We start from the raw sequence: 26,632 nt of genomic DNA, 5'->3' as shown, positions 1-26,632 counted from the left end.
TGCAGGGGTTTTATTTTTCATCTTGAAATAACAATCTGTCTATTTACCATTCCCTTTCGGGTGATTAGGCTAACTATATATTTGCCGGGCAATAAATGGCTGATATCAATCGAATTTGCACCTTGAGCTGGTATTATTTTTTCAACCACCATTCCATTCAGGGTAATAATTTTAAGACTTTCTATTTCTTCATGATTTGAAAAGAAGAGCCTTTCACTTGCAGGATTTGGAAAGACTGAAAACGTTTCATTTTGTATTGAATGGATATCTGTTGCCACTGACATCACAACTACTGGGTCGGTGTTGCCGGTTATATCAATGGTCCCGGTGTAAGTGTCATAGTCGGGATGGGTTACGGTAATATCATAGACGCCATCAGGGAGATACATGAAAAAGCTGCCGTTTTGATCGGTGGTTACAGTACTTCCGGCATAGGTTTCGATCTCAATGTTAGCCCCACTTATATAAGTAGGTTCCGGATCTCCTCCATCATGTACGGTGAAAGTAACTTCACTTCCGTTCTCAAAATTTAATTCATCAACCAATAAAACAGATCCGGCAACCTGGCTTTCGCCTGCACTGACTCCTACTGAGGTTGACACCGGATCATTATTGGCTGGGTTCCAGTATATGGGCAGGACAAAGGTTTCATAACCTGTTGTGGCATCAATGTCTACCAATGCACCTGCCACGCCCATATCTTCACTATCGTAAAAGTTAACATAGATCCTTGCCATGTCATCACCAACAGGGGTGTAGTTGTAAGCACCGGTCAGAAGCCGAGGCTTTTCATTATAGGCTGTTTTTCCATCCCACGGTTCATCGCCATAAGTTAGTCCTCCGGTCATTACATAACCATCCATTTGTACGTTGGTCAATTGGGCTGCATAGGTTCCGCTGTATGCATTGGTAGTCGGTTCTACATTGGTGACATTGTCTTCCGAAAGCTCCATGTTTGTTGAGGACCAACTCTCCGGATCATTTATCGTTATATCCGACCATGTTTCAAAACTGAAATTTGGTAGAGTTGTACCAACTTCAGATCCGTTATTAAACAGTCTGACATTATCAACCTGAAGCCAGCTGCCATCAATGGGGGTTCCTTCAAAATTACTGCTGGTAAAACCGACAAAAAGCTCAGTGGGTGTGCCGCTTAACGTCAGATCGACATATAAAGAAGACCAGGAACTCTCAGTTCCGTTTATCAATAATTGTCCTCCTCCAATTTCTGAGCCATTGTTATAGGCTACTACAAGGATGAGAGCATCATCTCCGGTCTGAATGTCATATTTTACATCACAAACCAGTTGGTCAACATCCTCTGTCCACGGAATACCACCTGCTGCTCCGGTCTGATTAACTTCACCCTGAATGGCATATCCTGAATAGGTATAGGATTCACCACCCGGGTCGTCCATGGTAACAAGCCGGATTGATGAACTTCCTTCCGTGGCATCTGCTACTTGATAATTGACCAAGGATCCTGCTTCATGGTCCTTTTCTATGTTCCAATTGTCAGGGCCGGAGAGTAAGGCAACGTCCTCCCAGGTTTCAAAACCTCCGTTGGCGATTGGAGATTGAGCATGGATTGAAACTATAATAATACTAAAGGAGAGGATTAAGGAGAACCTTAGTAAACTTTGTTTCATAACTGAATGGTTTTTAAGTTTGTAAATTAGGTAGCTGAAAATTTGATTTTAAAAACAATTCTTGTAAATAATTGTTAAAAGTAGAAATAAAAACTAAGAAATAAAAATGTCGACAAATATGTACATATCTATTTTTTAGTTTCTTAAAGGAAAATCTGTGGGGAATGAAGTGGACTATTGTTTATTTAGGGGCTGCTGAAAAAGTCAAAAGGGCAAAATTTACAAGCCGCCCAATCGAAGGAGTATTGAAATACTTCGAGATTCGGGCGGTGAAGAAAATTTTGTTCTTTTGATTAGCTGTTATTTTAGGATTAAGTGCAAAGAAATTCGAGTGTGATGCGAAATAAGCTTGCACTTTGGAGTTTGTTGATGTGACTTAAGATTTTAGTATTTAATAATGTAAGCGTTTTTCAGCGCCCCCTATTTATGCAGTAAAGCGGAGTACAGGTAAATGCTTTAAAGTATGTTTACGGATCTAAAACAAAAATATTCAAACTGCTAAAATGCTGTTGTGTTCATGGTGTGAAAAGAGTAAAAAGTAGTTGTTCCCTCTACTATATTGACTTCAATTTGTTTTCTAGCAGAGCTATTGCCTGAAAAGTGGAGGTCAAGAGTGTGTTTTCCTTCCGAAAGTGGAATTCTTGTATAGAAAATGGTGTGTGGCAGGGATTGCCAGTTTCTTGTATCTGCCTTTTCTGTAAGTGAATTTAAAATACTAACAATAGTTCCCAGATTTTCATTTTCATTATTGGCCAGCTCTTCCATTGCGCGTTTGGTGGCTACTCTCAAAAGCATATTTCCAAGCTCTCTTACCATTCGGTCTCTAAGGCATTGAAACGCTATCTGGTTAATGTCTTCTGCCTCCTCAAACGATTGAGAGGTGTCGTTGTAGCTCACATAGCCCTGATTAAAAACGGGGGGACGCTCCTCATACTTTGGGAATGCAACACTGAAAAAGGACAAATTCTTAAAGGCTGTCCTTTCACGCGGAGAAAGATTGTCGGAGTGATAGGAGTAATTAAGTCCCAAGTGAGGGTTGCCCAGATGCACCATATTGTTGCTAAAACCAAAATTGGAAATAGTAATGTTCCATTCCGATTTTACAGGTCCCATTCCATTCAGCCAAAAGATCAGAAGTTCACCATCACCTTTTGAAGACATTTGAGGAGCATCCATTTCAAACCTCTCTTCATAATAGTTAACCTGATCTTCAAATCCCGCACGCTGTGCCGACCTTAGCAAATCCTCTTTCAGCTGCTTTGGAGAGTTCATGTTAAATAGCTCTGAGTAATCATCCCGGTAAGTTTCCAGTGCATTTCGGTAGGCTATGAAAGCATTATTGTAATCACCGGCAGCTTCGTAAATCATGCCCATCAGATTGTGGGCAAACGCATCCCGCTGGTATTTGTTTTTGTGGTATTTGTATTTGTCGTTCAATTGATTGAGGCGAATGTTGATTCTTCGGGCTTCTACCAAAGCACCTTCAAGATCCTTAAGGGCCAAAAAATTGAGTGCTTTGTAGAAGTGAACCATAATGGCTTCAAAATCCTCGGGGCGATAAGGCTTTACCATCGGGTTGGAAACCATGGAGAGGGCTTCCCAGCCAAATTGTTTGGTAAAGTCTTCGATGTAGTAATCTGCCTGGTTCAGAAAATCAATACTTTCCTGATAATCTCTCATCATATAAGAGACAACGCCCCGGTTCATGTAATATAAAACCCGGTGATTATTTCCAGCCCATTGTGAATCGTTTTCAAGCAGCCGGTCAGCCTTTTCAAAGTTGCCCTGAGCAATATTCGACTGAACCTGAAAAGTTTTTTGATAAAACGTAGCGCAGGCAGCGGCTAAAGCCGTCAACAGAATGAGTAATATTACTTTCAGGTATCGGCGCATAAGAATTCTTTTGGTACTCTGGTGAGGAAAGAGGAAATAATTGGTTCCTCAACGTAAACCAATCAGTTCTTAATGTATTTACGAATTTTTTTATCGCCAAGCCACACTATTTCGCTGGTTTCAATATCTGTCAGTTCCAGATTTACCTGGTAGAAATTAACACGTTCTTTTTTATAGGTATCTACAGTGGAGTTAATATCACCATTCATCATAAAGTCAGCACCTAATTCTTTTCCCCAGGCTTTTACGGTCTCAGGCGAGGCAAATTCCTGTTGGGCAGCTCTTTCCCGACGCAGTTCTTCTCTTTTATCTCCGGCCTGAACCAGTCTTACTTTTCCCGAATTGATGAAAGCTTGTTCAATGTCTTTTATAAAAGTCTCAGCTTCAATGTGTTCGTGTGATTTGTTGTAAACGAGGCCTACAATGACTACCGGCTTTTCCCCTTCATGGTTTTCCTGATAGTTTGAAAGCCAATTCCCGTTCAAAACCTGCTCGACCATAGCATCCGCTACCATTCTGGAATCTGTATCATTCCACCTTCCGCTAAGATCGATTACTTCTTCTGTGTCAATACGCTCAACTTTTCGTGTTCCGCAACTTTGCAATAGCACTGCAATTGCCAGAATTGAAAGAAAATAAATGGTTGACTTCATGATCCTTGTTGTTATTGGGTTATTAATATTGAAACTATTGTTTCTTAAAAACATCAATTATTCAAGATAGTTTTCAATTTGTTCTATCAATTTTTTCGGTTCGTTACCATTTATCTCAAAAGTTAAATCCATGACATTGTCAAATGTATCCGTAATTCCAACTTTTAAATGAGCCAAAGACATTTTGATAACTGCTTTGGCAGGGAACGCATCATTATCTGAAAAGACAAAAAGAATGTCCACCTTTCTATTGATAAACTCCTTTAATTCATCCGATTTGGGTAAAAAGAAAAATGAAAAATCCTTCAAAGTTGAAAAATAAAGGTTTTTATCACTTATGAAATTTTCATCCGGTTTTTCTGTATCGAAATAGCCCACCGACCAGGTTTGAATATTCTTTGATTTAAGCCTTTTTATGAAGGATTTGGCTTCTTTGCGGCACTCCTCTGAGGATGCATCAAAAAATATGCCGGCACTGTCTATCTCGTTAATTTTTTTCAATTCAACGATGCGATTTATCTTTTTTAGTTTTCTTTTCAGAAAGAAACGGCCTGCTATTTCTCTTTGTTTTCTAAATAAAATCACGGGGTTCTGTTTTCAATGTCACGGGAACCAAACTATTCGGCTCCTATTAGTTTAAGAAATTGGTCTTCATTAAGGATTGTTATCCCTTGTTTATCAGCTTTTTCTCGTTTGCTGGGGCCCATATTCTCTCCGGCTACCAAAATATCTGTATTGCCGGTAATAGACCCGGTATTCTTTCCACCATGGGCTTCAATCAGTTGTTTTATTTCATCACGTGAGTGTTTGGAAAATTTGCCACTTATAACTACTGTTTTTCCATTCAATTTATCCGAAGCTGAATGTTCTTCTTCAGTGGTTCCTTCCACTTGCAAGCCAAATTCACGGAGTTCATTTATCATTTGTTGATTGGCGTCGGAATTGAAAAATGCCAAAATACTTCCTGCAATTTTCTCTCCAATTTCATCTACTTCTATTAGTTCCTCTTTGGTAGCTTTTGAGAGGGCTTCAGCTGAAGTGAAAGTTTGAGTCAGTTTACGGGCAACTGTTTCTCCAACAAACCTGATACCTACAGCATATAAAACTCTTGGCCAGGGAACTTCCAGCGATTTTTTTATGCTACTTATTATGTTTCGGGCAGACTTGTCACCCAGCCTTTCGAGGGTAATAAGTTGCGATGCCCTTAACCTGTATAAGTCGGGTATGGTGCGAACCAATTCCTTGTTGAACAAAAGGTTAATGGTTTCACTTCCCAGTCCGTCAATATTCATCGCCCGTCTGGAAATAAAGTGTTCAAGTTTTCCTTTAAGCTGGGGGGGGCAACTGGCCGAATTTGGGCAGTAATGGGCTGCTTCCCCCTTTACTCTCATCAATGGGGCACCGCATTCAGGACAGTTTTTGATAAATTCAACGGGTTCACTATTGTCCGGACGCTCCTCAATAATAACCCCGGTGATTTTTGGAATTATTTCTCCTCCTTTTTCAACGGTCACAAGATCCTTTATATGCAAACCAAGACCTGAAATAATATCTGCATTATGCAAAGAAGCTCTCTTGACAGTGGTGCCTGCTAATTGAACGGCCTCAAGATTGGCAACCGGTGTCACTGCTCCTGTTCGGCCTACCTGGTAATCGACGGAAGTCAAGCGGGTTTTGGCCTCTTCAGCCTTAAATTTGTAAGCAATGGCCCAGCGGGGTGACTTAGCTGTAAAACCCAGTTCTTTTTGAAGGGGAATGCTGTCAACTTTGATTACGGCACCGTCAATTTCAAATGGGAGATCACGACGAGCTGTATCCCAGTGATTAATGAAATTGAAAACATCATCAATGGCATTGCAAATTTCAGTATGAGGAGATATTTTTAATCCCCATGATTTTGCTTTCATCAGGTTTTCATAGTGACTCTCTGTAGGCAAATTTTCGGATAACATGTAGTACAAATAACAATCAAGTGGTCGCTTGGCTACCAAAGAGCTGTTTTGGAGTTTTAAAGAACCGGCTGCGGCATTTCTGGGGTTCGCAAAGGGGGCTTCACCATTTTTCTCTTTTTCACTGTTCAGTTTTCGGAAGCCTTCCAACGGAAGAAAAATTTCTCCTCTGATAGTAAATTCATCCGGAAAATCGCCCTTAAGTCTGAGAGGAACAGATCTAATGGTTCTTACATTTTCTGTAACATCGTCGCCTACGGTGCCGTCGCCACGAGTTACGGCTTGTTGAAGCTTTCCGTTAATATAAGTAAGTCCAATAGCTGTCCCATCGTACTTTAGTTCACAAATGTATCTGAAATTATCACCAACTAATTTTACAACGCGATTATGGAAATCCTGCAATTCTTCCTGCGAATATGTGTTGCTGAGCGAAAGCATTGGGTATTTGTGACGAACCTGCACAAATTCCTTATTAATATCACTTCCTACACGCATAGACGGGCTGTCAGGATCTGAAAATTCAGGGAATTCCTTTTCCAGATCAACCAATTCCTTCATTTTCCGGTCAAACTCCTGATCCGAAATATCGGGTTGGTTTTCGACATAGTATTTATGATTGTGATAATTAAGCTCATCACGCAACTGTTGTATGTGCTTTTCGGCAGAAGCTTTATCCATTTTATTCGGTTACATGGTTCGTTTAGCAAATTTAGCTTTTTTGAGGGAATTTGGAGGTAGATATTTCAGGAGATTATCCCGGTTTCCTTAAACCATTTCACTGCGGCTTCTATTCCGGATTCAACTGGCTCAAAATTGACCCCTAGATCATTTTTAGCTTTTTGATTAGAGTAAAAGTTTTTAACGCACAGCATTTTCATGTTGGTTAACGAAAGTTGCGTTTTAAGCCCAAACCATCTCATGATATTCCCAATTACGCCTGCAGATAAGAGAACAGGACATGGGACCTTAATAATGAATGGTGTTTTTTTTGAATGAGCAGAAAGCTTTTGAAAAAATTGCTTGTAGGTAAGGTTTTCTCCGGCCATGAGGTAGGCTTGGCCGCTTTTCCCTTTCTTCAGGGCAGAAACCGTACCTTTTGAAACGTCTGTAACATTTACGAAATTCTTACCCCCAGGAGGACAAAATACTAATTTTTTATTGTACCCCATTATTATAATTTTTCCTGAGCTTGGCTTACTATCATAGGGGCCAATCATAAAAGTGGGATTAACCACCATGGCATCAATTTGATTTTTATATTTTAAAACTCGTTTTTGGCCCTCAAGTTTACTTTTTGCGTAATGAGATTCGGAAAATGGAGGTTTTATGGGGGTATTCTCATTGCCGGGATGCTCTTGATTGCCAAAACCAAATGCATTTGCTGAGCTTACATAGACAAACTTTTTGATTTTTGCTGAGATAGCAGCTTTTAAAAGCCTTTCTGTAGCTTCAACATTTACTTTAAGGTAAGGGGCATAACTGGATATGTCGTGGGCAGTAAGTGCTGCTACATGTATCAAATATTCGCAGCCATTCAATGCTTTAATTATAGAATTTTCATCCGTAATGTCTCCTTCGTTGAGTTCCAGTTTTTGATGACGGGGGCCTTTATATTTTCGGCAATCCCGCAACAAACCACGAACCCAGTAACCTTTCTTTAATAACTCTTCAATAACGTTGGTTGCCAAAAGGCCGTTTGCCCCGGTAATCAATACCTTGTTCATCGTAATTTGTATTAATGATTAGAGAATAACCAATCGGGAACTACGTTTTTCTACTCAAATATTTACTGTTAAAACTGTATTTCCCGGGATGCGGCTTTGGTCATTAATCTCATCCTGATTTTTGCGGGGACAAGTGCTAAAAGAAATTTATTAATATAATTTCTTCTTCCGACAAGGATATATGGCTTTTGCTTAAGCATTCGCCTAATACTGACCCTCGCAGCTCTTTCAGGTGTAATGAGTCCTATTTTTCCCAATAAGCCTTGCTTTTCAATTCTTCCTGTAATTTCCGAATTGGTTTTCATGGGTCCTGGTAATACTACACTCACAAAAACAGAAGTGTCTTTTAATTCATTACATAAAGCCCGGGAAAAATGTTGAATGTATCTTTTTGTGGAGGAATAAACCGTTTTGTACCCAATGGGACTAAAAGACGCCATACTTGAAACATTTAGAATGTATGACTTTTCTTGCTTAAGAAGGTTAGGAAGAAGCTGGTGGGTGATAATAGTTGTAGCAAGCACATTAATTTGAATGAGATTATCTACATAGGAAAGATCACTTTTATGAAAAGTTTGAGTGCCACCTTTTCCTGCATTGTTTATCAATATGTTAATGTTGAAGTTTTTGTTGGCCCAGTCGGTCATTCTTAACAGATCTTCTCTGTTTGTCAAGTCGGCTTCATAAGTTTCAGCTTTTACCCCGAGTTCCCTGCATTTAGCTGCTACCGAAAGGATATCCTCATGTGGCAAAGCCACTAATATGACATTTATCCTGCGATAAGCAAGCTCAAATGCTAATAACTCTCCAAAGCCTTTGCTGGCACCGGTTATGAGTGCGTAGGTCTCATTTTTGGTTTTCTCCATGTGAATTGCTTCAATTTTTTCAACCAATGCATTAAACTTTCGTCTTATAAATGACTAATATAGTAATTATTTTCCTCGTGTGATTTGACTTGATAGTTGATTAAAAACTGAAGAAAAAATAGAAAAGGCATCTGAAGAATTGGAAGAGCAAAAAGAAAAGGGAGCTATATCAGATGAGGAATACAAAATGAAACGGGAATGAATTGAAGTGGCTCAACGCAAGGTAGAAGAACTTAAAGAAAGAATTAAAAAGGGAGATTCAGTTAATCTGTCCGGGAAAAAAGAAGAATCAGCACTCAAGATTTATCAGGGGAGTGATATAAAATAAGAAACAATCCCCTTATTAAGAAATGGCAGCTGGGAAGAAATGGGATAAGAATCCCATTTTTTATTCCGAATGCCGTTTTTTACTTTTACCAAAGAAATATTCTGTGATTCGGTTTTTTAATTCAATCAGCATTGGTTGTGCCCATTCGGTCACCAGTGAAGGCAGCAGTCGGATTGGGTGGAGGTAATAGCCAATTTCCAGCAGGCGCAACTCCAATTGCTTTTCGTTGTATTTAGCTTTATAGGCAAGATGCATTTTTTCAGCTCGCAGATCCTTGTAATTTCTGATATGCCTGTAATGGGCTTTCCTTTTATGCTTCTTCATCTTCATCGTCAAATTTAGGGAACATTAATTCAATAAATCTTTTAACTACAGGGCGTTCTATTAGTCTTTTGCGCAAAAGCCAGAAAATAATGGCAGCAAACAAAAAGATAACTCCGGTAAGGGCAAATCCCACCACATAAGATTCCAGCCATTGGGCCAGCAGAACGGCTCCGGCAAGAGAGAAAAACATAAAAACAAAAAAGAACAGATAAAGCATTACGGTTTTAGTCATAAAACTTGAGAAAAACCGGGACAGCTCACCCGCTATATGAAGTTTGGTCAGATCTATACGAACCTGCACATATTCTTCAAACTCTTTTTTTAGTTCATCTATTTCGCGAGTAATATTTTCCTTCATTAGTCCAGAATTAGTACAATGCAAGGTGCAAATTTTTCATAAAATAAAAAAGTTGCTCCGTTAAGAACAACTTTTTAACCCGAAAAATAATCAGGTAATGACCTGGAGGATTATTTGGCTTTTTCAGGTGCCTTACGGTATTCTTCCATAAGTTTTTCAATCCGTGTTTCAAGCTCCTGAATTCTTTTGCGGGCTTCGTCTTTCATTTCGGAGCCTTTTTCTTTAAGTTTATCACGCATCTTGTCCAGTTCGTCTTCCAATTCATCAATCTTTACCTTGATTTGTCGACGAGTGTCTTCTCCTGTTTGTGGGGCATATAAAAGAGCAAGAGCAGCTCCTGCTGCAGCACCAAAAATGAGTCCTCCTAAAAATAATCCGGTATTCTTCATAATGTATTGGTTTTAACGATTTAACATTCAATTATTTAAATATAAAGGTTTTTTTTGGAAATGTCAAATGGTGGAATGGCTGTTGATGATAAAAGCGATCCTCCAAACGTGGTTGTTAACACTTCATTATTAATTCTTTTTCAAAATGTAGTCGTATGTGCAACTATATTATTGAGTGTTGAATTTTTTTGTTGATTTAACAATAATTAGAATTGAGGTTGATTTTTTTATTCACCTGATCTGAATTTTGTTTCATATGTGCATAACTATATTTTAAAGGAATTGTTTAATTTAGCCACATAAAATTTGAATTCTATTTTAAAGATGTCTAACCTGGATTATTCATAAATTATCTATTACGATGTTCAACTACCTGCTAAATTCAGGCGTCCTCAATGAAATTGACTTGAAAATAGTTCACTATTTCCTTTATCAATTTTCTCTGCGGTTGCCTGAATTTATTGGTATTTAAACATCTCATAACGAAAACTCATGAATAAACCAGGCTAAAATCTTGATTTGTTAACAGCTTCAATAAATTTATTTGGTTTATTTTTTTGCAATTTTTGGAGAGGTTGTTGTAATCAGGTATAATGAGAAAATTTTAAAAGAATTTGGCTTTTTGTGGCTTGGAACCATAATTTTCAAGAACAACATATTTATGAGTAGAAAACTATTTTTATTAACGGTGGCATTTACATTTGCTTTTACTAGCGGTAAAGCCCAAAATCCCGAGGTTGGGGAAAAAGCGCCGGAGATTGTGATGAGTTCTCCAGAAGGGAGCGAGATTGCATTGTCTTCACTTTCGGGGAAGATGGTTTTAATTGATTTTTGGGCTTCCTGGTGCGGCCCTTGTCGTAAAGAAAGTCCATTTTTGGTGGAAGCTTTCGAAAGCTTTAAAGATGCGAGTTTTGGGGAGGCAAATGGCTTTACCATTTATAGTGTTTCATTAGATGTAAAAAAAGAGGCCTGGATGAATGCTATTCAAAAGGATGGTATGACATGGAAATATCATGTTAGTGATTTGAAAGGTTGGAAAAACCAGGCAGCGCAACAATATGGTGTTCGTGGAATTCCTGCCAACATTCTTATTAACGGAGATGGCATTGTTGTTGCAAAAAACCTAAGGGGCAGGGAGCTTAAGGATAAGTTGGAAAAGCTCGAAAAAGGCTCTTTTTCGCCATTTTGGAGTGGTTGGTTTAGTCGAAAGTCAGAAAAATAAAATATACGGACATAAAAAAATGCCGGAGGTCAAATCTGATCTCCGGCATTTTTTTATGCTCTACTTTTTTATTGACAAATAACGGCCGCTCTGGCTTCTGCCATGAGTCTTTTCGTCTGCGATTTTAGTTTCATTTTAAGGTCTTCTGTGTTTACATTGACTGCTTGTGTTTCTCCGGTGCCACACATGTCTGCAATCAATTCAGTCTCTCCGCTGGCAGTATCTTCGTATTTTTTACCATTGTACTCGTAATAGCATACATCATCCGTACAACAGGTGGTAGCCAAATTTGGCGCATCACAATTGGCATCAAACGATTCACAAATTTCTTCATCTTCTTCCTGGCAACCAACCTGAATGGCTCCCAGAATACTAAGAAGAATCAGAGGCAGATAAAAAATTTTCTTTTTCATGATCTTATACTTTTGTAATGTCCGTTTTTGAAATTAGACAAAAGGTCTTAATATTTAAAATATGTCTGCTAATCAAGTGGTACTTTATTAAAGGCACTAATTATACTAATAAGTTGCATCAGATGTTTCATTTTGAAAAATATCTTCAAATTGTTCGAAGTTTCTGAACCCTGAATATATCTTCCCTTCAATAACAAACGTAGGGGTTCCGGAAAAATTATTGGCGCTGAATTCTTTATTGTTTTTGCGAATGTATTCGTAGTCATTGTTCTCCAGCAGGCATTGGGCAATATCCGGATTGGCAGCAATGAAATCATCCAGTAATACCTGGAAGTCTTCGGTTTTAACTACATTCGGGTTGGTAATAAGCAGCTCATGAAATTTCTCAAATTTACCAAACTTATTGACACAAACCGATGCCTGAATGGCTTTCATCATATTTTCATCTTCTCTAAGGTTAACTGGCTTGAGTACCACCTTTAGCGTGCCTGTATCAATGTATTTCTCATTTATTTCAGGAAACACCTCTGTAAAGAATAAGGAGCAGAATTTACACTTATAGCTGGAAAACATATACATGGTCAGTGACGCATCGGGAGAGCCCCAGACAATGTCATTTTCGCTTTCTGTTAACGGCTTTTCCAATGGACGTTCCGAATTGTTTTTGTCGCTATAATAATTGACAAGTTTAATGATGATCAATACAAAAATAATGGCCGAAACAACCAACGAAGTTGCCTGTAAAATCCTGTTCATTTTTGGTGTCATATTTTCTGGCTATTTTTTGGCCATATTTCTATTAATTTGCAGCATCTCCATATCTACTCCGGTATCAAAATCTAACAGTAGGGGATGAAAAATAATATTCAGGATTTTTTCCTGTACGTTAATTTTTGTCTGCATTCTAAACCGGTCTTTTTTGTTGTCAAGACCATTTTTCGAATTTCCGTTTATACTGGATGACTGGATGTAAAGTGATTTTAGTTTTGGCTTTTTGTCATCGGGATTGTCAGCCATTTCTTCCTGTTTCTTGCGTATTCTCCTGGTTTTTCCGTGAAGGATTTCTCCAAGGTAAATGCGCAAATGGTACTGGTAATCCTCTCCAAAAGTTTGCATCCCATATGCTGTAATATCCATGGCATTGCTTCGGATGTCAGTTTTAGGGACGTAAAGTGCGTTTTTAAATATAAAGAGCTGGCTTTCCATCGTTTTAAATTGCATATTATCCAATTCGTCCAAACTGGTAAAATCTGCCAGCTCCATGGCTCGTTTGTAATTGTAGAGACCTCCGTCTTCCAGTTTCATATCGCCTTTTACCTGTATTGAGTCCATGACTAATGAATCTCCATGCATGACAATGCGACCATCCATTTTTGTAGAAAACAATCCGCTGAGTTGTTCATGGGATATTTCTTTCTGATCGAAATCGTCAAATTCCTTCAGCAGGGTTGAGATATCCATTTTGTCTATCTGGCTCCTGAATGCTACTACTGACCGATTATCAGGATACAATTCATATCTTATGGCATTGTTTAAGGTGCCATCAAAAGCATCCGTTTTGAATTGATCAATAATAAACAAGCTATCGCTTAGATTAAACAGGCAGGATAGGTTTTCAAAGGTGGATTTGTTGTACTTGAAACTATTTACTGACAGAGTGCCTTTCAGGTTATATTTGAAGTTCAAAAACTCTTCATTATCAGGAGTGTTTTCTCCGGAAATTTTATCGCTGCCAAGACTGTCTTCTTCCATAAAAGCAGCAAAAGCCGAATAATCAAGATCACCAAGGGCAAATTTTCCTGATATGCCCAAAGGGGAGGAATCTTTTTGCAAAATGGCTCCATAACTATTAGTGACACTGGTCGAATCGACCATAAAATCAATGTTGGCATATGTGCCTGAAGTATTGATGATTTTTAAAGAATCATGAGCCATTGAAAATTCTCCTGTCAAATTCTTTACACTCATTAAAGTATCAGGCATCCTAACAGAAAAATTGTTGGCATTGACAATGAAGCTGCTGTTTTCAAATATCAGTGGTTCAATGTCATTCATCATCGAATCTGGCCTTATTTTCCCTGAAGAAGACATGGAAGCCATGATTTCTCCGTTCATAGACATTATCAGGGTATCCGGAACCATCTTTGCAATTTCTCCCATATCCAGATCCATTTTGGCATAAAGTTCGTAATCAGGTTCATTCAGATTGGAAAGACTAGCCGATCCACTAATTAGACTTTTTGTGGTTTGCAGATGCAGGGTATCCATTTTTACTGCCATATTCATATAATCGCTTATTTGCCCTGAAAAACTAAAATAAGCATCGGCATCATTTATCATTACATGATAGGAGGGAATACGAAGGTTGGCATCTTTTATTCTCAGTGTATCCGGCAGGTATTCTATCTCCAAGTCACATGAATCTACAGAAATAAGGGAGTCCATTGTTAGGTTTACTTCTTTGAAGAACAAAAACCCGCGGCTGTTTTGGGCGATCTTGTCCATAAATGTGGAATCTATCTTGTCGGGCAAAACACCTTCGGTGACCAGACGGGCGTCCATTTTGCCTTCCAGCTTGGAGATGAGGGAGTCAGGAATAAAATGGTTCTTCAATTCTTTTAAATCCATATTGGCAGAGAAACTTCCTGAGTATCGCGGATTATCCAGATCCTGAAGAATGAAATCGAGCTCTCCATTGCTTTGGTCGGTCTCAAAATAAAGCTGATTGATGGACAATGAGGTGGATTGATTGTTGTGTAATGATCCGTTGGTAAATTGTCCGTTGAGCTTGATATTAGACAAAGCAGGATAATCTTTTATTTTTATGCCCCCCTTACTGATTTCAAAATCAAAGCTTAATCCCGGCATTATTGAATCAGAGATTACCCCCTTAACGGTGCCCTCAAGTTTGGCTGTGCCAGAGGTGTTTTCAATACCATATTCCTCCAATAGTTCGATTGGGATGTATTTTTTTAATTCTTGAATATCCAGACTTGGAGATGATATCAGTAAACTGGAAAAGAGATCTTCTTTCAGCCCGATTTCTCCTTCGGCTCTTAATTCAATCCCATCTGAAAAAACATGTGCTTTATTGATAAAGACGGAGTCTTTGAGGTATTCCATTTCAAAAACCAATTTTGTTTGTTTCATCAAACAAGCGTTGGTTTCTCCATAATGGCAGTCGGATAAAATGGCTGTTCCCTCAATGGCACTTTCAAAAATTCCATTTTCAAATTCCCCATCCATATATATTTCCGGAACAGATAAAAGCCCTTTTGCATTTATTGTTTTATCGGAATATTGAAGGCGCATGTTTTTAATAGTCAATTCTCGAAGAGATATTTGAAGACCTGTGGCCGTTGTATCCACTGCCTCAGTATGGGTGGTGTCCATTAAAAAATCAATATTTGAAATTCCCGAGGAATCCACTGCGTAGAAACCTTCAGCTCCTTCAACGTCGATCTCTACAATATCAAATCGCTGCTCACTCACAAGGGGTAACATTCTGACAGATACATAGACTTTTTGAATGTTAGCCAGGGTGTCAATTTTATTTTTTGATTCTCCTTTAGAGGGAGAGCCCAGCCAAATATCATTAATTTCCAAAGTAGCCAAAGGAAAGTCTCGCAACAATGAAAATGATATTTCATCATATGTTACCGGTAGCCCGATGCTTTTATTAATCTGCTCCACACTAATGGAAGCTATTCGGTCTTCAGCAAACTCGGCGATGGCAAAAAGTAATACCACTACAGAGATAAATATTAATGCTAAATATTTAAGGAGATTGAAGAATTTTTTCATGCTAAAATGGTCTGAGTTTGGTTGTGTTACATTAGTTGCTTTTTTCTATACGATTTGAAAAGATAGAGGTTAGGCAAAAATAATTGGTTTTTTTTATTCTTCTGGCGTAAAGGATTGTTTTATCTTTACAGTTCCAAACCATAATTATTATGCCTGATCTGAATAAACCAATAACCAGAAAGGAACAAAGAGAAATATTGCTCAGTTATAAGGCTTTGTTAAAAGCCTCGGAGGGAATCACAAGACCCGGCGATATAAAGATGATTCGTGAAGCCATTGAAGTTTCTTTGCAAAAAGGGACGAATATCAGGCGCATTTCCGGAACTCCTGCGCTGTTACATTCTCTTGAAATTGCCCGCATTGTTGTGGAAGAGATAGGAGTTGGTCGGACTTCTCTTATTTGTTCTTTACTGTATGATGTGTTGCGTAACGGGGAAATTTCAATTGCAGAAATCAGAGAGAAATTTGACGACCACGTAGTGATGATTATGGAAGGACTGGGTAAGGTTGCTGATTTGTACAACCGAAATCCTTCAATAAGATCAGAAAACTTCAGGAAATTATTACTGACTTTTGCACAAGATGTAAGGGTAATCCTCATTATTGTTGCTGACCGTCTGCGCACTATGCGCACACTTGACCTTTACTCTGAAGAAAGTCAGCAAAACATATCGTCCGAAGTTGCATACTTATATGCTCCTATGGCTCACCGCCTGGGCTTGTATTCTATAAAGTCCGAGATGGAAGACCTGGTGATGAAATATACCAACCGGGATATGTACAAATTCATCGCTAAAAAACTAAACGAAACCAAAAGGGCAAGAGACAAATACATAAAGGAATTTATTGCTCCGCTCGAGAAAGAGCTGAATGAACAGGGATTGAATTTTACAATTAAGGGGCGCACGAAAACCATAAATTCCATTTACAACAAGATGCTCAAACAGAATGTGGATTTTGAGCAGGTTTATGATCTTTTCGCGATACGAATCATTATCGATACCGACCTGAAAAAAGAAAAGGCAGAGTGCTGGAAAGTTTATTCTATTGTGACCGATAAATACCAGCCTAATCCAAGCCGTTTGCGCGATTGGCTCTCAGTTCCCAAAAGTAATGGGTATGAGTCTCTGCATACCACAGTGTTAGGTCCCAATCATAAATGGATTGAGGTGCAGATTCGTACCCGCCGCATGGACGAGATTGCTGAAAAAGGATTGGCTGCACACTGGCGATACAAAGGCATTAAAAGCGAAAAAGGGCTTGACCAGTGGTTGACAAATGTTCGTGAAATACTTGAAAACCCGGAGGTTAATGCTGTTGATTTTATTGATGACTTCAAGCTAAACCTTTACGATGAGGAGGTGTTTGTTTTTACGCCAAAAGGTGATTTAAGAAGGCTTCCCAAGGGGGCAACTGTGCTTGATTTTGCTTTTGATATTCATTCTGAAATTGGGAAGAAATGTGTGGGAGCAAGGGTGAATCAGAAGAATGTTTCGATCAAGTATAAATTACACAATGGTGATCAGGTAGAAATACAAACATCTTCTAATCAAGAGCCTAAGCAGGATTGGTTGAGCGTGGTATCTACATCCAGGGCACGTACCAAACTAAAGCAGGCATTGCGCGATATTGAATACAAAGAGGCTGAGATTGGCCGTGAATTGCTGGTCAGAAGGCTTAAAAACTGGAAATTAGACTTAAATGACCAATTAATCGGACAATTGGTAAAAAACTTTAAGTATAAGTCCTTACATGATTTTTTCCGTGATATTGCCGAAGATAAACTGGATGTTGTTGCCGTAAAAGACTTTATATTCAGGGAAAGGGAGAGAGAAAAAGAGAGTCTTGAAAACCAGCAGGCTGTAAAGAGTGCTGAAAATTTTGTGACCCCGGTTGAAGATGATGAAGAAATAGGGCAGGATGTACTGTTGATTGACAAGAATTTAAGTAATGTGAATTTTCAATTGGCAAAGTGTTGTAATCCTATTTTTGGAGACGAAATTTTTGGATTTGTTTCTATCAGTGGGGGAATTCGCATTCACCGAACATCTTGTCCCAATGCCCCTGATATGCGCAAAAGATACGGATATCGGATTGTGCCCGCCAAATGGTCAGGGGAAGCAGGGGGCTCTTATCTGGCGACCCTCAAAGTTACAGGGGAGGATGACATTGGCATTGTTACCAATATTTCCCAGGTGGTTTCAAAAGATATGGGGCTCAAAATGCGATCGATTAATGTAGATTCCTTTAATGGTATGTTTGAAGGAACACTTTCGGTATTTGTGAATAATAAGCAATTGCTCAATAGGCTTATGAAGAAGATTAAGAATATCAGGGGAGTATTTGATGTGTCACGTTTTGACTCTGCCTGAAGATTGTACCCCTTTTTATTTGCTCCTTTGGAAAAAGGGAAGTACCACAACTTAGCTTCTTATAAATCGGGAATTAATTAATTTACACTATTGTCCGGTAAAACAATAGTATTTTCTTTTTTGCGCTCAAGCTCCAGAAGAATCGGGACAGGCTGCGCTGGCTTTTCCTTTTTTGTTCATTATCAGGCTTACTTTTAGAGGTAATCACGATTTCCGCTTCGCTCCAATTCTATGGCAAAAAAAAGGAAACAAAAAATGCCGTCGCTTAAATAATGCCGATTTAAGTTTTGTAAGATTTTTGTTATTCAACAACCACCAAAAACTATTATCGGGATCAAACAGTCCGGATTTCTATATGGAAAACAGTTTGATTTATTTGAGGAGATTTTCTTAATGCGAAATGCAAGCTCCCACTTGAGTTACTCTTATTAAAAAACTTAACATTCAGTCAATTGACAGTATAGAGAACTATTTTTAACGGAAACCAATGATTATCTTATTTCTTTTTAGTATTGGGAGATTTCCCTTCCGAAAGTTTTCTATGGCTTGTATCCTTGATTTTGTCGTGTTTGTTTTTTAAATTAATAACAGAAACAAATCAAAACGATAATGTTATGGCTGAACAAAAAATTATAACACTTGCCACCAGAACTTATGAGCACGCTGAAATCATTCGTTCAATATTAGAAGCCGAAAACATTGAGTGTTTTCTTGAGAATCTGAATCTCATTCAAGGAGCTGTTGCAGAAGGTGTGAAAATCAGAATCCGGGAATCAGACCTTGAAAAAGCTGTAAAAATAATGGAGGACGTTGAAAAGCCTGAGCTGATGAAAGCTGAAGAGAAGAAACGAGGTCGTCCTGCCAAATCCCGTATTCTGTTGCCGGTTGACTTCAGTGACTATTCATCCAAGGCAGCTGAAATGGCTATGGATTGGGCTGAATTGCTTGATGCAGAGATAACTGTTATGCATGTTTTTTACAATCCGGTCATCAATACCCTGCCATTTGCAGAAGCTTACGTTTATGATACCAGTATTGATGAAATGCTGATTGACCTTGAAGAGAAAGCAAAGGAAGACATGAATGCTTTTGTCGGCCACTTAAAAGCGCGTAAAAAGACAAAAGGGTTGGAAAGTATCCCCATAAAGACCAAGTTACTTAGGGGAGTTGCAGAAGATGAAATAATTCGCTTTAGCGATGAGTATAAACCGACGGTTATAATTATGGGCACCCGAGGTAAAGACCGTAAGGCATCCGACCTGATCGGAAGTGTTACTGCTGAAGTGATGGAAGGGGCCCATGTCCCGGTTCTTGCAGTTCCGGAGGACTTTAAATATAAAGGCATTGACAAGATGAAGAAAGTGCTTTACGCAACTAATTTTGAGGAGTCTGACTTCGTGGCTCTTGATAAATTGGAAAAAATAGTTAAACCTTTAGATGTTTCCATTACCTTTGCTCATGTATGTGAGAAAACTTCAGAAAAATGGGATCAGTTGAAAATGGAAGGTCTCCAGAAATATGTGGCAGAGAGGTTCCCAAACACCCAAATTGATTTTGACCTTGTGAAAAATGAAGATTTCTGGGTTGGAATGGAAAGTTATGTGAGGAGCCGGCAGATTGATATAATCAGTCTTACCACACATAGGAGGAATATCTTTTCCCGGATGTTTAATCCAAGTATAGGAAAAAAGATGTTGTTCCACTCAACAACTCCATTGCTGGTTTTCCACGCACGAAGAGGATAACCGAAAAAAATAAATAAACCGTATTATTAATGAAGGGATTTGCAAGTGACAATAACTCGGGAGTGCATCCTGATGTAATGGAATCTGTAATTAAAGCCAATAAAGAACATGCAGTCGGTTATGGCGGTGACGAACTCACCGCCAAAGCCGAACAACTTTTTCAGAAAACTTTTGGTCCCGGGGCCAGAGTTTTTTTTGTTTATAATGGGACAGGGGCAAATGTCATTGCACTCCAGGCTATGGCTAACCCTTTTAATGCTGTTATTGCCGCTCAAACGGCCCATATCAATGTGGATGAATGTGGTGCTCCCGAAAAGCATACAGGATGTAAAATGTTGACCGTGGATACACCTGATGGAAAGTTAAAACCGGAGCTCATTCAGCAACATTTGCATGGTTTTGGCTTTGAGCATCACTCACAGCCCGGAGTGGTTTCAATAACGCAGGTTACAGAGATGGGTACTCTCTATTCGTTGGAAGAGTTAAAAAAAATAGCAGATTTTGTCCATTCCCGGGGCTTGTATCTGCACATGGACGGAGCCCGTATTTCAAACGCTGCTGCTGCATTGGGATGCAGTTTTAAAGAAATGACCACGGATGTTGGAGTGGATGTTCTTTCGTTTGGAGGTACCAAAAACGGACTGATGTTTGGTGAAGCAGTTGTGTTTTTGAACCCTGATTTAGGAGCTAATGCTAAATACATTCGTAAGCAGACTACCCAGCTGCATTCCAAAATGCGTTTCATTGCGGCTCAATTCGTAACCTTTTTGTCAGATGATTTGTGGTATAGAAATGCGCATCATGCCAATAAAATGGCAGCCCTGCTTGCTGAAAAGCTTGAGCCTGTTAAAAGAATCAAAATCACCCAAAAGGTGGAGGCCAATGGTGTCTTTGCAATTTTACCGCCACATATTATTGAGCCACTTCAGGAGTCGTACTTCTTTTATATGTGGGACGAATCCCGTCATGAAGTTCGGTGGATGACTTCGTTCGATACAACAGAAGAGGAGATAAACAGTTTTGTTGAGGCAATAAAAAGATTAGTTTAGTTCCTTATGGTTGGTTTATCAATAAAGTAACCAGTTATATCAATATGCAAAAGCTAAATTTCTATGGATTCAGATCTGAAAACAGAGCGAAAAAGGATATTTTACAGTGCGGTATTTCCAATGTTTATTCTTTTGCTCATGTTTTCAGTTCATCTGATTCAGGAACTGGAGGATGTGCACTGGTTTTTTCTTGGTGTAAAACCACTCTCATTGGAAGGGTTACCCGGAATTCTTTCTTCTCCATTTATACATTCCGATTGGGAGCATTTGGGAGCTAATGCCGGACCTTTCTTGATTCTCACCTCGGTGCTGTTTTACGTATATCGGGATATTGCTTTAAAAGTTTTTATCTGGATTTATGTTCTTGCCGGCATTTGGCTTTGGTTCGGCGCACGTGATGCCTGGCATGTAGGAGCCAGTGGTTTGGTGTATGGGATGGCTGCTTTTCTATTTTTAAGCGGCATTATTCGGAACTATGTTCCTCTAATTGCGCTTTCCATGTTGGTGGTATTTCTTTATGGCGGATTGTTCTGGGGGCTTTTCCCTGTCGAGTGGCTTGTTGAATATTCCTGGGAAGCTCATCTATGGGGGGCATTAGCAGGAGTAGTGGTGTCTGTAGTTTTCAGGAAAGAAGGGCCGCAAAAACCTCCGTCACCCATTCTGGATGAGGACGCTGATGAGCAAGAAGAGCAGGCAGGACTGGAGCAGCCGGAAAAATAAAAAGCGGGAAGCTTTCATCGTAAAAGGTTTTAAGGAAAAAGGTGATGGTGTTACGGCAGAAAAACAATGAAAGTCAAATGCCCAAATGCCCATTAGTTTAATGCTTACTGCTGTAATCAAACATCTGATTACGAATATATTGTAAAATATTGATCCAGTGTTGTATTTGATAAATAAAAACAAAAGCGCCCGGCAAAACCGGGCGCAGCTGCTTTAAACCAATAAGGAGATGTTGTTTTAACGGTTCAGGCGACCTGACAATACCCACGGGCTAACAACCTGTCGAAAACCACGTACGGTATACTGTGTGCCAGGCTCAGCCTCAGCAGCTATAGCTGCAGAAATAACCGCCGCTAACTCGTCCTCATTCTCTTCTTCACCATTGCTGTCGGCATTTGCTTCTTGTGGTGCCTTGGCAGCAGGTTTTTCTTCTTCTGCAGGAGCATCAAGAGTTCCATTTTTGCGCATTTCGAAGAATTTCTTTGCAACCTGAGGCAAAAGCGCATAGGTGAGAACATCTTCATCCTGTTCAATGAGATCTTTGATTTCCTCCCGAATTTTGTCCAATTCAGGCTCGATAAGATCAGCAGGGCGACAAGTAATGGCTTCTTCGTCACCAAGGATTTTCTTTCTAATCTCTTCAGAAATAGGCGCTGGGGTCGTTCCATATTCACCCTTCACTACACCTTTCGATTCTTTAGGAACCATTTTGTAACGTTCACCCATCAATACATTAAATACCGCCTGGGTTCCGACAATTTGGCTCGAAGGTGTTACAAGTGGAGGAAAACCAAAGTCTTCACGTACACGTGGTACTTCTTCCAAAACAGCCTCATATTTGTCCATGGCATTGGACTGCTGAAGCTGAGATACCAGATTGGAAAGCATACCACCCGGCACCTGATAGATCAATGCATTGGCATCAACACCCATCATTTTGGGGTTCAGCAGGCCTGACTCCAGCCACTTGTCTTTCATAGGACGGAAGTAAGCCGCAATTTCACTTAACTTCACCAGATCAAGACCCGTGTCGTGCTTGGTTCCCTGCAATGATGCTACTAAAGGCTCGGTTGCAGGCTGAGAGGTTCCTCCGGCCATTGGCGAAATGGCTGTATCCACAACGTCCACACCTGCTTCAATCGCTTTGAGATAAGTCATTGAAGCAACCCCACTGGTGTAGTGGGTGTGCAACTGAACCGGGATTTTTATTTTTTCTTTAATAGCAGTAATCAACTCATAAGCATCAAATGGCTTTAAAAGACCAGCCATATCTTTGATGCATATTGAATTGGCACCCATGTCTTCCAAACGCTTAGCGTCGTTGGCAAACATTTCCAGATTGTGCACCGGACTCGTGGTATAACTGATACATCCTTGAGCATGACCACCTTCTTTAATACACGCCTGAATAGCAGTTTCCATGTTACGTGGATCATTCAAGGCATCAAAAATGCGGATGATGTCCATGCCGTTTGCAACTGCTTTCTGGACAAAATATTCTACAACGTCATCAGCATAATGCTTATATCCGAGCAGGTTTTGTCCGCGAAGCAGCATCTGCAAGGGGGTCTTTTTTGCTTTATCTTTGATTTTGCGCAGACGCTCCCATGGATCTTCATTAAGAAAACGAATACAAGAATCAAATGTAGCTCCACCCCATGCTTCAAGAGAGTGGTAACCTATATCATCAAGTTTTTCAACTATCGGAAGCATCTCCTCCGTCTTCATGCGCGTGGCAATCAGCGACTGATGCGCGTCACGGAGGATAGTTTCTGTAATTCCAACTTTACCCATATAAAATTGTACGTTTTTTCAATTATTCTACAACAATCAATGTATCGCCGGCAGCGATAGCATCTCCTTCAGCAACATTTATTGCTACAACTTTCCCGTCTGCCGGAGAAGTAAGGTCATTTTCCATTTTCATAGCTTCAAAAACCAACAAAGTCTGACCTTGTTTAACTTCATCTCCTTCGGATACTAGCATCTTAAATACACTTCCTGGCATGGGCGCTGTTACTTTATGCCCATTTGCTGATGCAGCAGGTGCCTTAGGTTTTGATGATTTAATCTGATCCGGGCTTATTCCGGTTTTCATTTTTGGAGCTGATTTCAGATTTTTAAATGCTCCTGAAGTTGTTGTTTTTACTTCTTCAACATCTACTTCGTACTGCTTCTCGTTGACTGTGATCAAATACTTCTTCATGTGAATAAAAATTTTGGTCACATGTAACTCACCACTGAATGGCTCGTTGCATGACAGGTTGTTTTTGTGATTATTTCTTATTTTGGGTGTAAAAGTAGATCACAGGAATTAGAGAAAAAAATCTTTAATAAAGATTAACTACCTAATGTATTTAGATGTAAAGATAATTGGATGTAATATGAAATCAATATGTTGGCTCTACTGAAGTTGTTTAATTAAAGAAATACTGCAGTATTTATCTGCTTTTAAACATCAAAAATCCACTTTTATTATGGTTTTTAGAACCAAGGATCCTTCTTGTTTTTTGCATATATTAACAGAAATGCAGAAATATTTCTTTAATGAAGTGCATGTCCGTTTTCAGAATCTTTGTATTTAGTCGGCAGAAAAGTAAAAAACATATTTTATGAGAGTTTTCACCCCAATAGATCGTTAGATGTATAGATATTAGATTTAAGATAAGTCATAACCAGTTGATAAACTGAGAGTTAACTTGAAAAACCATTAATATATAAACAATTGATTCAAAGTTGATTGCAAAAGTTTAACGGACTATTACACCCCAATTAGCTTAATTTTTTGAAACCATAGATGAAAACGAACGTGAGCAATTGTATAACTTTTAATAAGTGAGGAAAGCAGCAAGAAAGAGTTGCTGATTGAAATGGCCTTAAATAATTTGTTAATACTCCGTTGCAATAGATCGTTAGATTTTTAGACATAAGATATAAGATGAATCGTATGATATTGAAAATCTGCACCATAGCACAAACAGTCGTTTAAATATAAATAACTGACTACAAGTGTCTTATAAAAGTTTAACGGAGTATTGCCGTTGAGCATTTGTGAAAATCTATAGGTCAACTTTTTGAAGTTATATGTATGATTGCTTTAAGCCCTGTTTATTTGCACTATATGATTGGTCTTAAATCTAATATCTAAAAATCTAACAGTCTATTGATTTGTTTGACTTGTAAAAACACTAATTCAGTTGTTCAAAATTTAAAAACTTATCTTTGCGTAAATATTGGAGGGAATTTAAAAACTTTGAGGTGAAAGATATATAACACTTCACTTTGCAAACTCAAAAAAAGTGACTAGCTGATGGTAGAAATCATAACAATAGGTGATGAACTTCTTATTGGTCAGGTGATTGACACGAATTCTGCATGGATGGGACGGGAATTAAACTTGGCCGGCTTTGATGTTCAACGGATAACATCTGTAAGCGATAAAAAAGAAGAGATAGAAGAAGCATTAATAAGCGCCGCCAAAAGGGCTAAAATTGTTTTGATGACGGGAGGCTTAGGCCCAACCCGTGATGATATTACCAAAAAGACGCTATGTGAGTTTTTTAATACCCGTTTGGTGTTCAATGATCAGGTTTTTAAAGATATTCAGGAGTTTCTTAGAGGGCGGGTTAAAAACATCAATGATCTTAACCGCGAGCAGGCAATGGTTCCGGAAAAGTGCCAGGTTATTCGGAATGCACGAGGAACAGCCCCTATTATGTGGTTTGATTATAACGACAGTGTGGTGGTTTCGATGCCCGGTGTACCTTCCGAAATGAAAATAGCTATGTCAGGAAGCATTATTCCCCGCTTGAAAGACAAATATACTCCTGGCCATATTTTTCACAAAACTGTTCTTGTACATAACATCCCTGAAGCCGTTTTGGCTGAAATGCTTAGCCATTGGGAAGATAACTTGCCTAAACATATAAAACTGGCTTATCTGCCGGCTCCGGGTAGGATTAGACTTCGCCTTTCAGGTCGGGGGGACGATCTGAATTTAATAAAAACCGGTATTGATAAAGCAGTAGATGCTTTAAGACCAATTATTGGTAATAATATTTATGGAGAAGAAGATCTTTCTGCTTCTGAAGTTTTTGCTTCTTTTTTTAAAAATACGGGCAAGAGCATATCTCTGGCTGAAAGTTGTTCCGGAGGTTATCTTGCTCATCTGATTACATCTATCCCCGGATCTTCCAAGTATTTTGAAGGTAGTTTAGTTACCTATTCAAACAAAATGAAACAACAGCTATTGGGAGTAAAACCTGAGGATATTCAGGAATTTGGAGCTGTGAGTGAACCTGTAGTAGAGCAAATGGCGCTTGGAGCTCTTAAGGCTACAGGCTCAGATTATGCAATTGCCACATCAGGCATTGCAGGACCGGAGGGAGGAACTGAACAAAAGCCGGTAGGCACAGTCTGGATGGCTTGGGCCGGACCCGGGAAAAAAGTAGTGAGTAAAGTTTTTAGGTTTGGGAAGGACAGGGAACGGAATATTGTGAGGACAGGGGAGACAGCTCTTATTGAATTGATGCAAAGAATAAAAGAAGGTGTTTTGTGAAGCTTTGGTTCCGGGATCATTATTTCCTTTCTCGAATGTTATTTGATCATTTGCGCTTTTTTGAGTAAAATATAAGAGAAAAAGTTTGTTTGTTTTAAGAAAAATGCCGTATTTTGCGCTCTGTTTGAAAAACGTATCGAAGAAAAACGGTTGAGCAATGTCAAAAGTTTGTGAAATAACAGGAAAACGCTTTCAGGTAGGAAACAACGTTTCCCACTCAAAGAGAAGGACAAAAAGGAGATTCAATCCAAACCTTTTCAATAAAAAGTTTTATTTACCCGAAGAGGACCGTTGGGTTAGCCTGAAGGTTTCTGCCTCAGGGCTTAGGCTGATTAATAAACTCGGTGTTAAAGCAGCACTGGAGTCGGCCAGGAAAAATGGTTATATTTCAAAATATTAAAAACGGAGGGTAAATTATGGCTAAGAAAAGCAAAGGAAACCGCGTTCAGGTAATTTTAGAATGTACCGAACATAAAGACAGCGGAATGGCCGGAACTTCACGGTATATTACATTGAAAAACCGTAAAAATACTCCGGACCGTCTAGAGTTGAAAAAGTATAACCCTGTTTTGAAGCGTTATACAGTTCATCGTGAAATCAAATAAAAACAGTGAAC

The 26,632-nt window shown here is 39.1% G+C and carries 23 protein-coding genes; 8 read left to right on the top strand and 15 right to left on the bottom strand.

Annotation, left to right across the window (positions count from 1 at the left end):
• Positions 1-17: 17 nt before the first annotated feature.
• The 10 genes from DDZ16_RS07230 to DDZ16_RS07185 all read right to left on the bottom strand — a co-directional run bounded on the left by DDZ16_RS07230 (position 18) and on the right by DDZ16_RS07185 (position 10,133).
• Positions 18-1,649 (bottom strand): T9SS type A sorting domain-containing protein, encoded by a 1,632-nt coding sequence (locus tag DDZ16_RS07230; protein WP_109263765.1) that lies wholly within the window; start codon positions 1,647-1,649, stop codon positions 18-20.
• Between the two features lie 498 nt (positions 1,650-2,147).
• Positions 2,148-3,542 carry a COG3014 family protein gene (locus DDZ16_RS07225; RefSeq protein WP_109263764.1) on the bottom strand — a complete coding sequence of 465 codons (1,395 nt, stop codon included), beginning with the start codon at positions 3,540-3,542 and terminating at the stop codon, positions 2,148-2,150.
• Between the two features lie 62 nt (positions 3,543-3,604).
• Positions 3,605-4,195, bottom strand: a complete 591-nt coding sequence (locus tag DDZ16_RS07220; protein ID WP_109263859.1) for a penicillin-binding protein activator LpoB — start codon at positions 4,193-4,195, stop codon at positions 3,605-3,607.
• Positions 4,196-4,252: 57 nt separating this feature from the next.
• Entirely contained in the window at positions 4,253-4,780 is a 528-nt protein-coding gene (locus DDZ16_RS07215; RefSeq protein ID WP_232526584.1) for a DUF6913 domain-containing protein, read from the bottom strand.
• Positions 4,781-4,812: 32 nt separating this feature from the next.
• Positions 4,813-6,822: an NAD-dependent DNA ligase LigA gene (gene ligA / locus DDZ16_RS07210; RefSeq protein WP_109263763.1), complete on the bottom strand. Its 2,010-nt coding sequence runs from the start codon at positions 6,820-6,822 to the stop codon at positions 4,813-4,815.
• A gap of 65 nt (positions 6,823-6,887) precedes the next feature.
• Positions 6,888-7,868, bottom strand: coding sequence for an NAD-dependent epimerase/dehydratase family protein (locus tag DDZ16_RS07205; RefSeq protein WP_109263762.1), 981 nt, complete (start codon positions 7,866-7,868; stop codon positions 6,888-6,890).
• Between the two features lie 68 nt (positions 7,869-7,936).
• Positions 7,937-8,734, bottom strand: coding sequence for an SDR family NAD(P)-dependent oxidoreductase (locus tag DDZ16_RS07200; protein WP_109263761.1), 798 nt, complete (start codon positions 8,732-8,734; stop codon positions 7,937-7,939).
• 388 nt (positions 8,735-9,122) lie between these two features.
• The gene (locus DDZ16_RS07195; protein WP_109263857.1) at positions 9,123-9,386 is read right to left on the bottom strand and encodes a hypothetical protein; all 264 of its coding nucleotides are present in this window, start codon (positions 9,384-9,386) and stop codon (positions 9,123-9,125) included.
• Complete coding sequence (locus DDZ16_RS07190; protein ID WP_109263760.1) at positions 9,373-9,744, bottom strand: phage holin family protein; 372 nt, start codon at positions 9,742-9,744, stop codon at positions 9,373-9,375. The genes DDZ16_RS07195 and DDZ16_RS07190 overlap by 14 nt, the downstream gene beginning before the upstream one ends.
• Before the next feature lie 110 nt (positions 9,745-9,854).
• Positions 9,855-10,133 (bottom strand): YtxH domain-containing protein, encoded by a 279-nt coding sequence (locus tag DDZ16_RS07185; RefSeq protein WP_109263759.1) that lies wholly within the window; start codon positions 10,131-10,133, stop codon positions 9,855-9,857.
• A 661-nt stretch (positions 10,134-10,794) separates the two neighbouring features.
• On the opposite strand from DDZ16_RS07185, the gene DDZ16_RS07180 reads away from it, so the two are divergent.
• Positions 10,795-11,355 carry a TlpA family protein disulfide reductase gene (locus DDZ16_RS07180; RefSeq protein ID WP_109263856.1) on the top strand — a complete coding sequence of 187 codons (561 nt, stop codon included), beginning with the start codon at positions 10,795-10,797 and terminating at the stop codon, positions 11,353-11,355.
• A 68-nt stretch (positions 11,356-11,423) separates the two neighbouring features.
• Here DDZ16_RS07180 and DDZ16_RS07175 read toward each other — a convergent pair whose 3' ends face one another.
• The 3 genes from DDZ16_RS07175 to DDZ16_RS07165 form a co-directional block, all read right to left on the bottom strand.
• Entirely contained in the window at positions 11,424-11,768 is a 345-nt protein-coding gene (locus DDZ16_RS07175) for a hypothetical protein (RefSeq protein WP_109263758.1), read from the bottom strand.
• 105 nt (positions 11,769-11,873) lie between these two features.
• The gene (locus DDZ16_RS07170; protein WP_158275625.1) at positions 11,874-12,524 is read right to left on the bottom strand and encodes a DsbA family protein; all 651 of its coding nucleotides are present in this window, start codon (positions 12,522-12,524) and stop codon (positions 11,874-11,876) included.
• A gap of 21 nt (positions 12,525-12,545) precedes the next feature.
• Complete coding sequence (locus DDZ16_RS07165; RefSeq protein ID WP_109263756.1) at positions 12,546-15,572, bottom strand: AsmA family protein; 3,027 nt, start codon at positions 15,570-15,572, stop codon at positions 12,546-12,548.
• 149 nt (positions 15,573-15,721) lie between these two features.
• Here DDZ16_RS07165 and DDZ16_RS07160 point away from each other — a divergent pair, with 149 nt between their 5' ends.
• The 4 genes from DDZ16_RS07160 (at position 15,722) to DDZ16_RS07145 (ending at position 21,458) form a co-directional block, all read left to right on the top strand.
• On the top strand, positions 15,722-17,944 hold the full coding sequence (locus DDZ16_RS07160; RefSeq protein ID WP_109263755.1) for a RelA/SpoT family protein: 2,223 nt from the start codon (positions 15,722-15,724) through the stop codon (positions 17,942-17,944).
• Positions 17,945-18,558: 614 nt separating this feature from the next.
• Positions 18,559-19,689, top strand: coding sequence for a universal stress protein (locus DDZ16_RS07155; RefSeq protein WP_109263754.1), 1,131 nt, complete (start codon positions 18,559-18,561; stop codon positions 19,687-19,689).
• Positions 19,690-19,718: 29 nt separating this feature from the next.
• Positions 19,719-20,738, top strand: a complete 1,020-nt coding sequence (locus DDZ16_RS07150; RefSeq protein ID WP_109263753.1) for a threonine aldolase family protein — start codon at positions 19,719-19,721, stop codon at positions 20,736-20,738.
• 63 nt (positions 20,739-20,801) lie between these two features.
• Entirely contained in the window at positions 20,802-21,458 is a 657-nt protein-coding gene (locus tag DDZ16_RS07145) for a rhomboid family intramembrane serine protease (RefSeq protein WP_109263752.1), read from the top strand.
• A gap of 237 nt (positions 21,459-21,695) precedes the next feature.
• Here DDZ16_RS07145 and DDZ16_RS07140 read toward each other — a convergent pair whose 3' ends face one another.
• Both DDZ16_RS07140 and DDZ16_RS07135 read right to left on the bottom strand, forming a co-directional pair.
• Complete coding sequence (locus DDZ16_RS07140) at positions 21,696-23,252, bottom strand: oxaloacetate decarboxylase subunit alpha (protein ID WP_109263751.1); 1,557 nt, start codon at positions 23,250-23,252, stop codon at positions 21,696-21,698.
• Between the two features lie 22 nt (positions 23,253-23,274).
• Positions 23,275-23,664, bottom strand: coding sequence for a biotin/lipoyl-containing protein (locus DDZ16_RS07135; protein ID WP_109263750.1), 390 nt, complete (start codon positions 23,662-23,664; stop codon positions 23,275-23,277).
• Positions 23,665-24,768: 1,104 nt separating this feature from the next.
• Here DDZ16_RS07135 and DDZ16_RS07130 point away from each other — a divergent pair.
• The 3 genes from DDZ16_RS07130 to rpmG all read left to right on the top strand — a co-directional run bounded on the left by DDZ16_RS07130 (position 24,769) and on the right by rpmG (position 26,621).
• A complete protein-coding gene (locus DDZ16_RS07130; protein ID WP_109263749.1) occupies positions 24,769-26,016 on the top strand; it encodes a CinA family nicotinamide mononucleotide deamidase-related protein in 1,248 nt (415 codons plus the stop codon).
• 157 nt (positions 26,017-26,173) lie between these two features.
• On the top strand, positions 26,174-26,416 hold the full coding sequence (gene rpmB / locus DDZ16_RS07125) for a 50S ribosomal protein L28 (RefSeq protein ID WP_109263748.1): 243 nt from the start codon (positions 26,174-26,176) through the stop codon (positions 26,414-26,416).
• 16 nt (positions 26,417-26,432) lie between these two features.
• Positions 26,433-26,621: a 50S ribosomal protein L33 gene (gene rpmG, locus DDZ16_RS07120; RefSeq protein ID WP_109263747.1), complete on the top strand. Its 189-nt coding sequence runs from the start codon at positions 26,433-26,435 to the stop codon at positions 26,619-26,621.
• The last annotated feature ends 11 nt before the right edge of the window (positions 26,622-26,632 follow it).

Source organism: Marinilabilia rubra, from assembly GCF_003121985.1.
Classification (GTDB): Bacteria; Bacteroidota; Bacteroidia; order Bacteroidales; family Marinilabiliaceae; genus Marinilabilia; species Marinilabilia rubra.
Note: the sequence above shows the minus strand (reverse complement) of the source record. Positions and strands in the feature narration are given on the sequence as shown.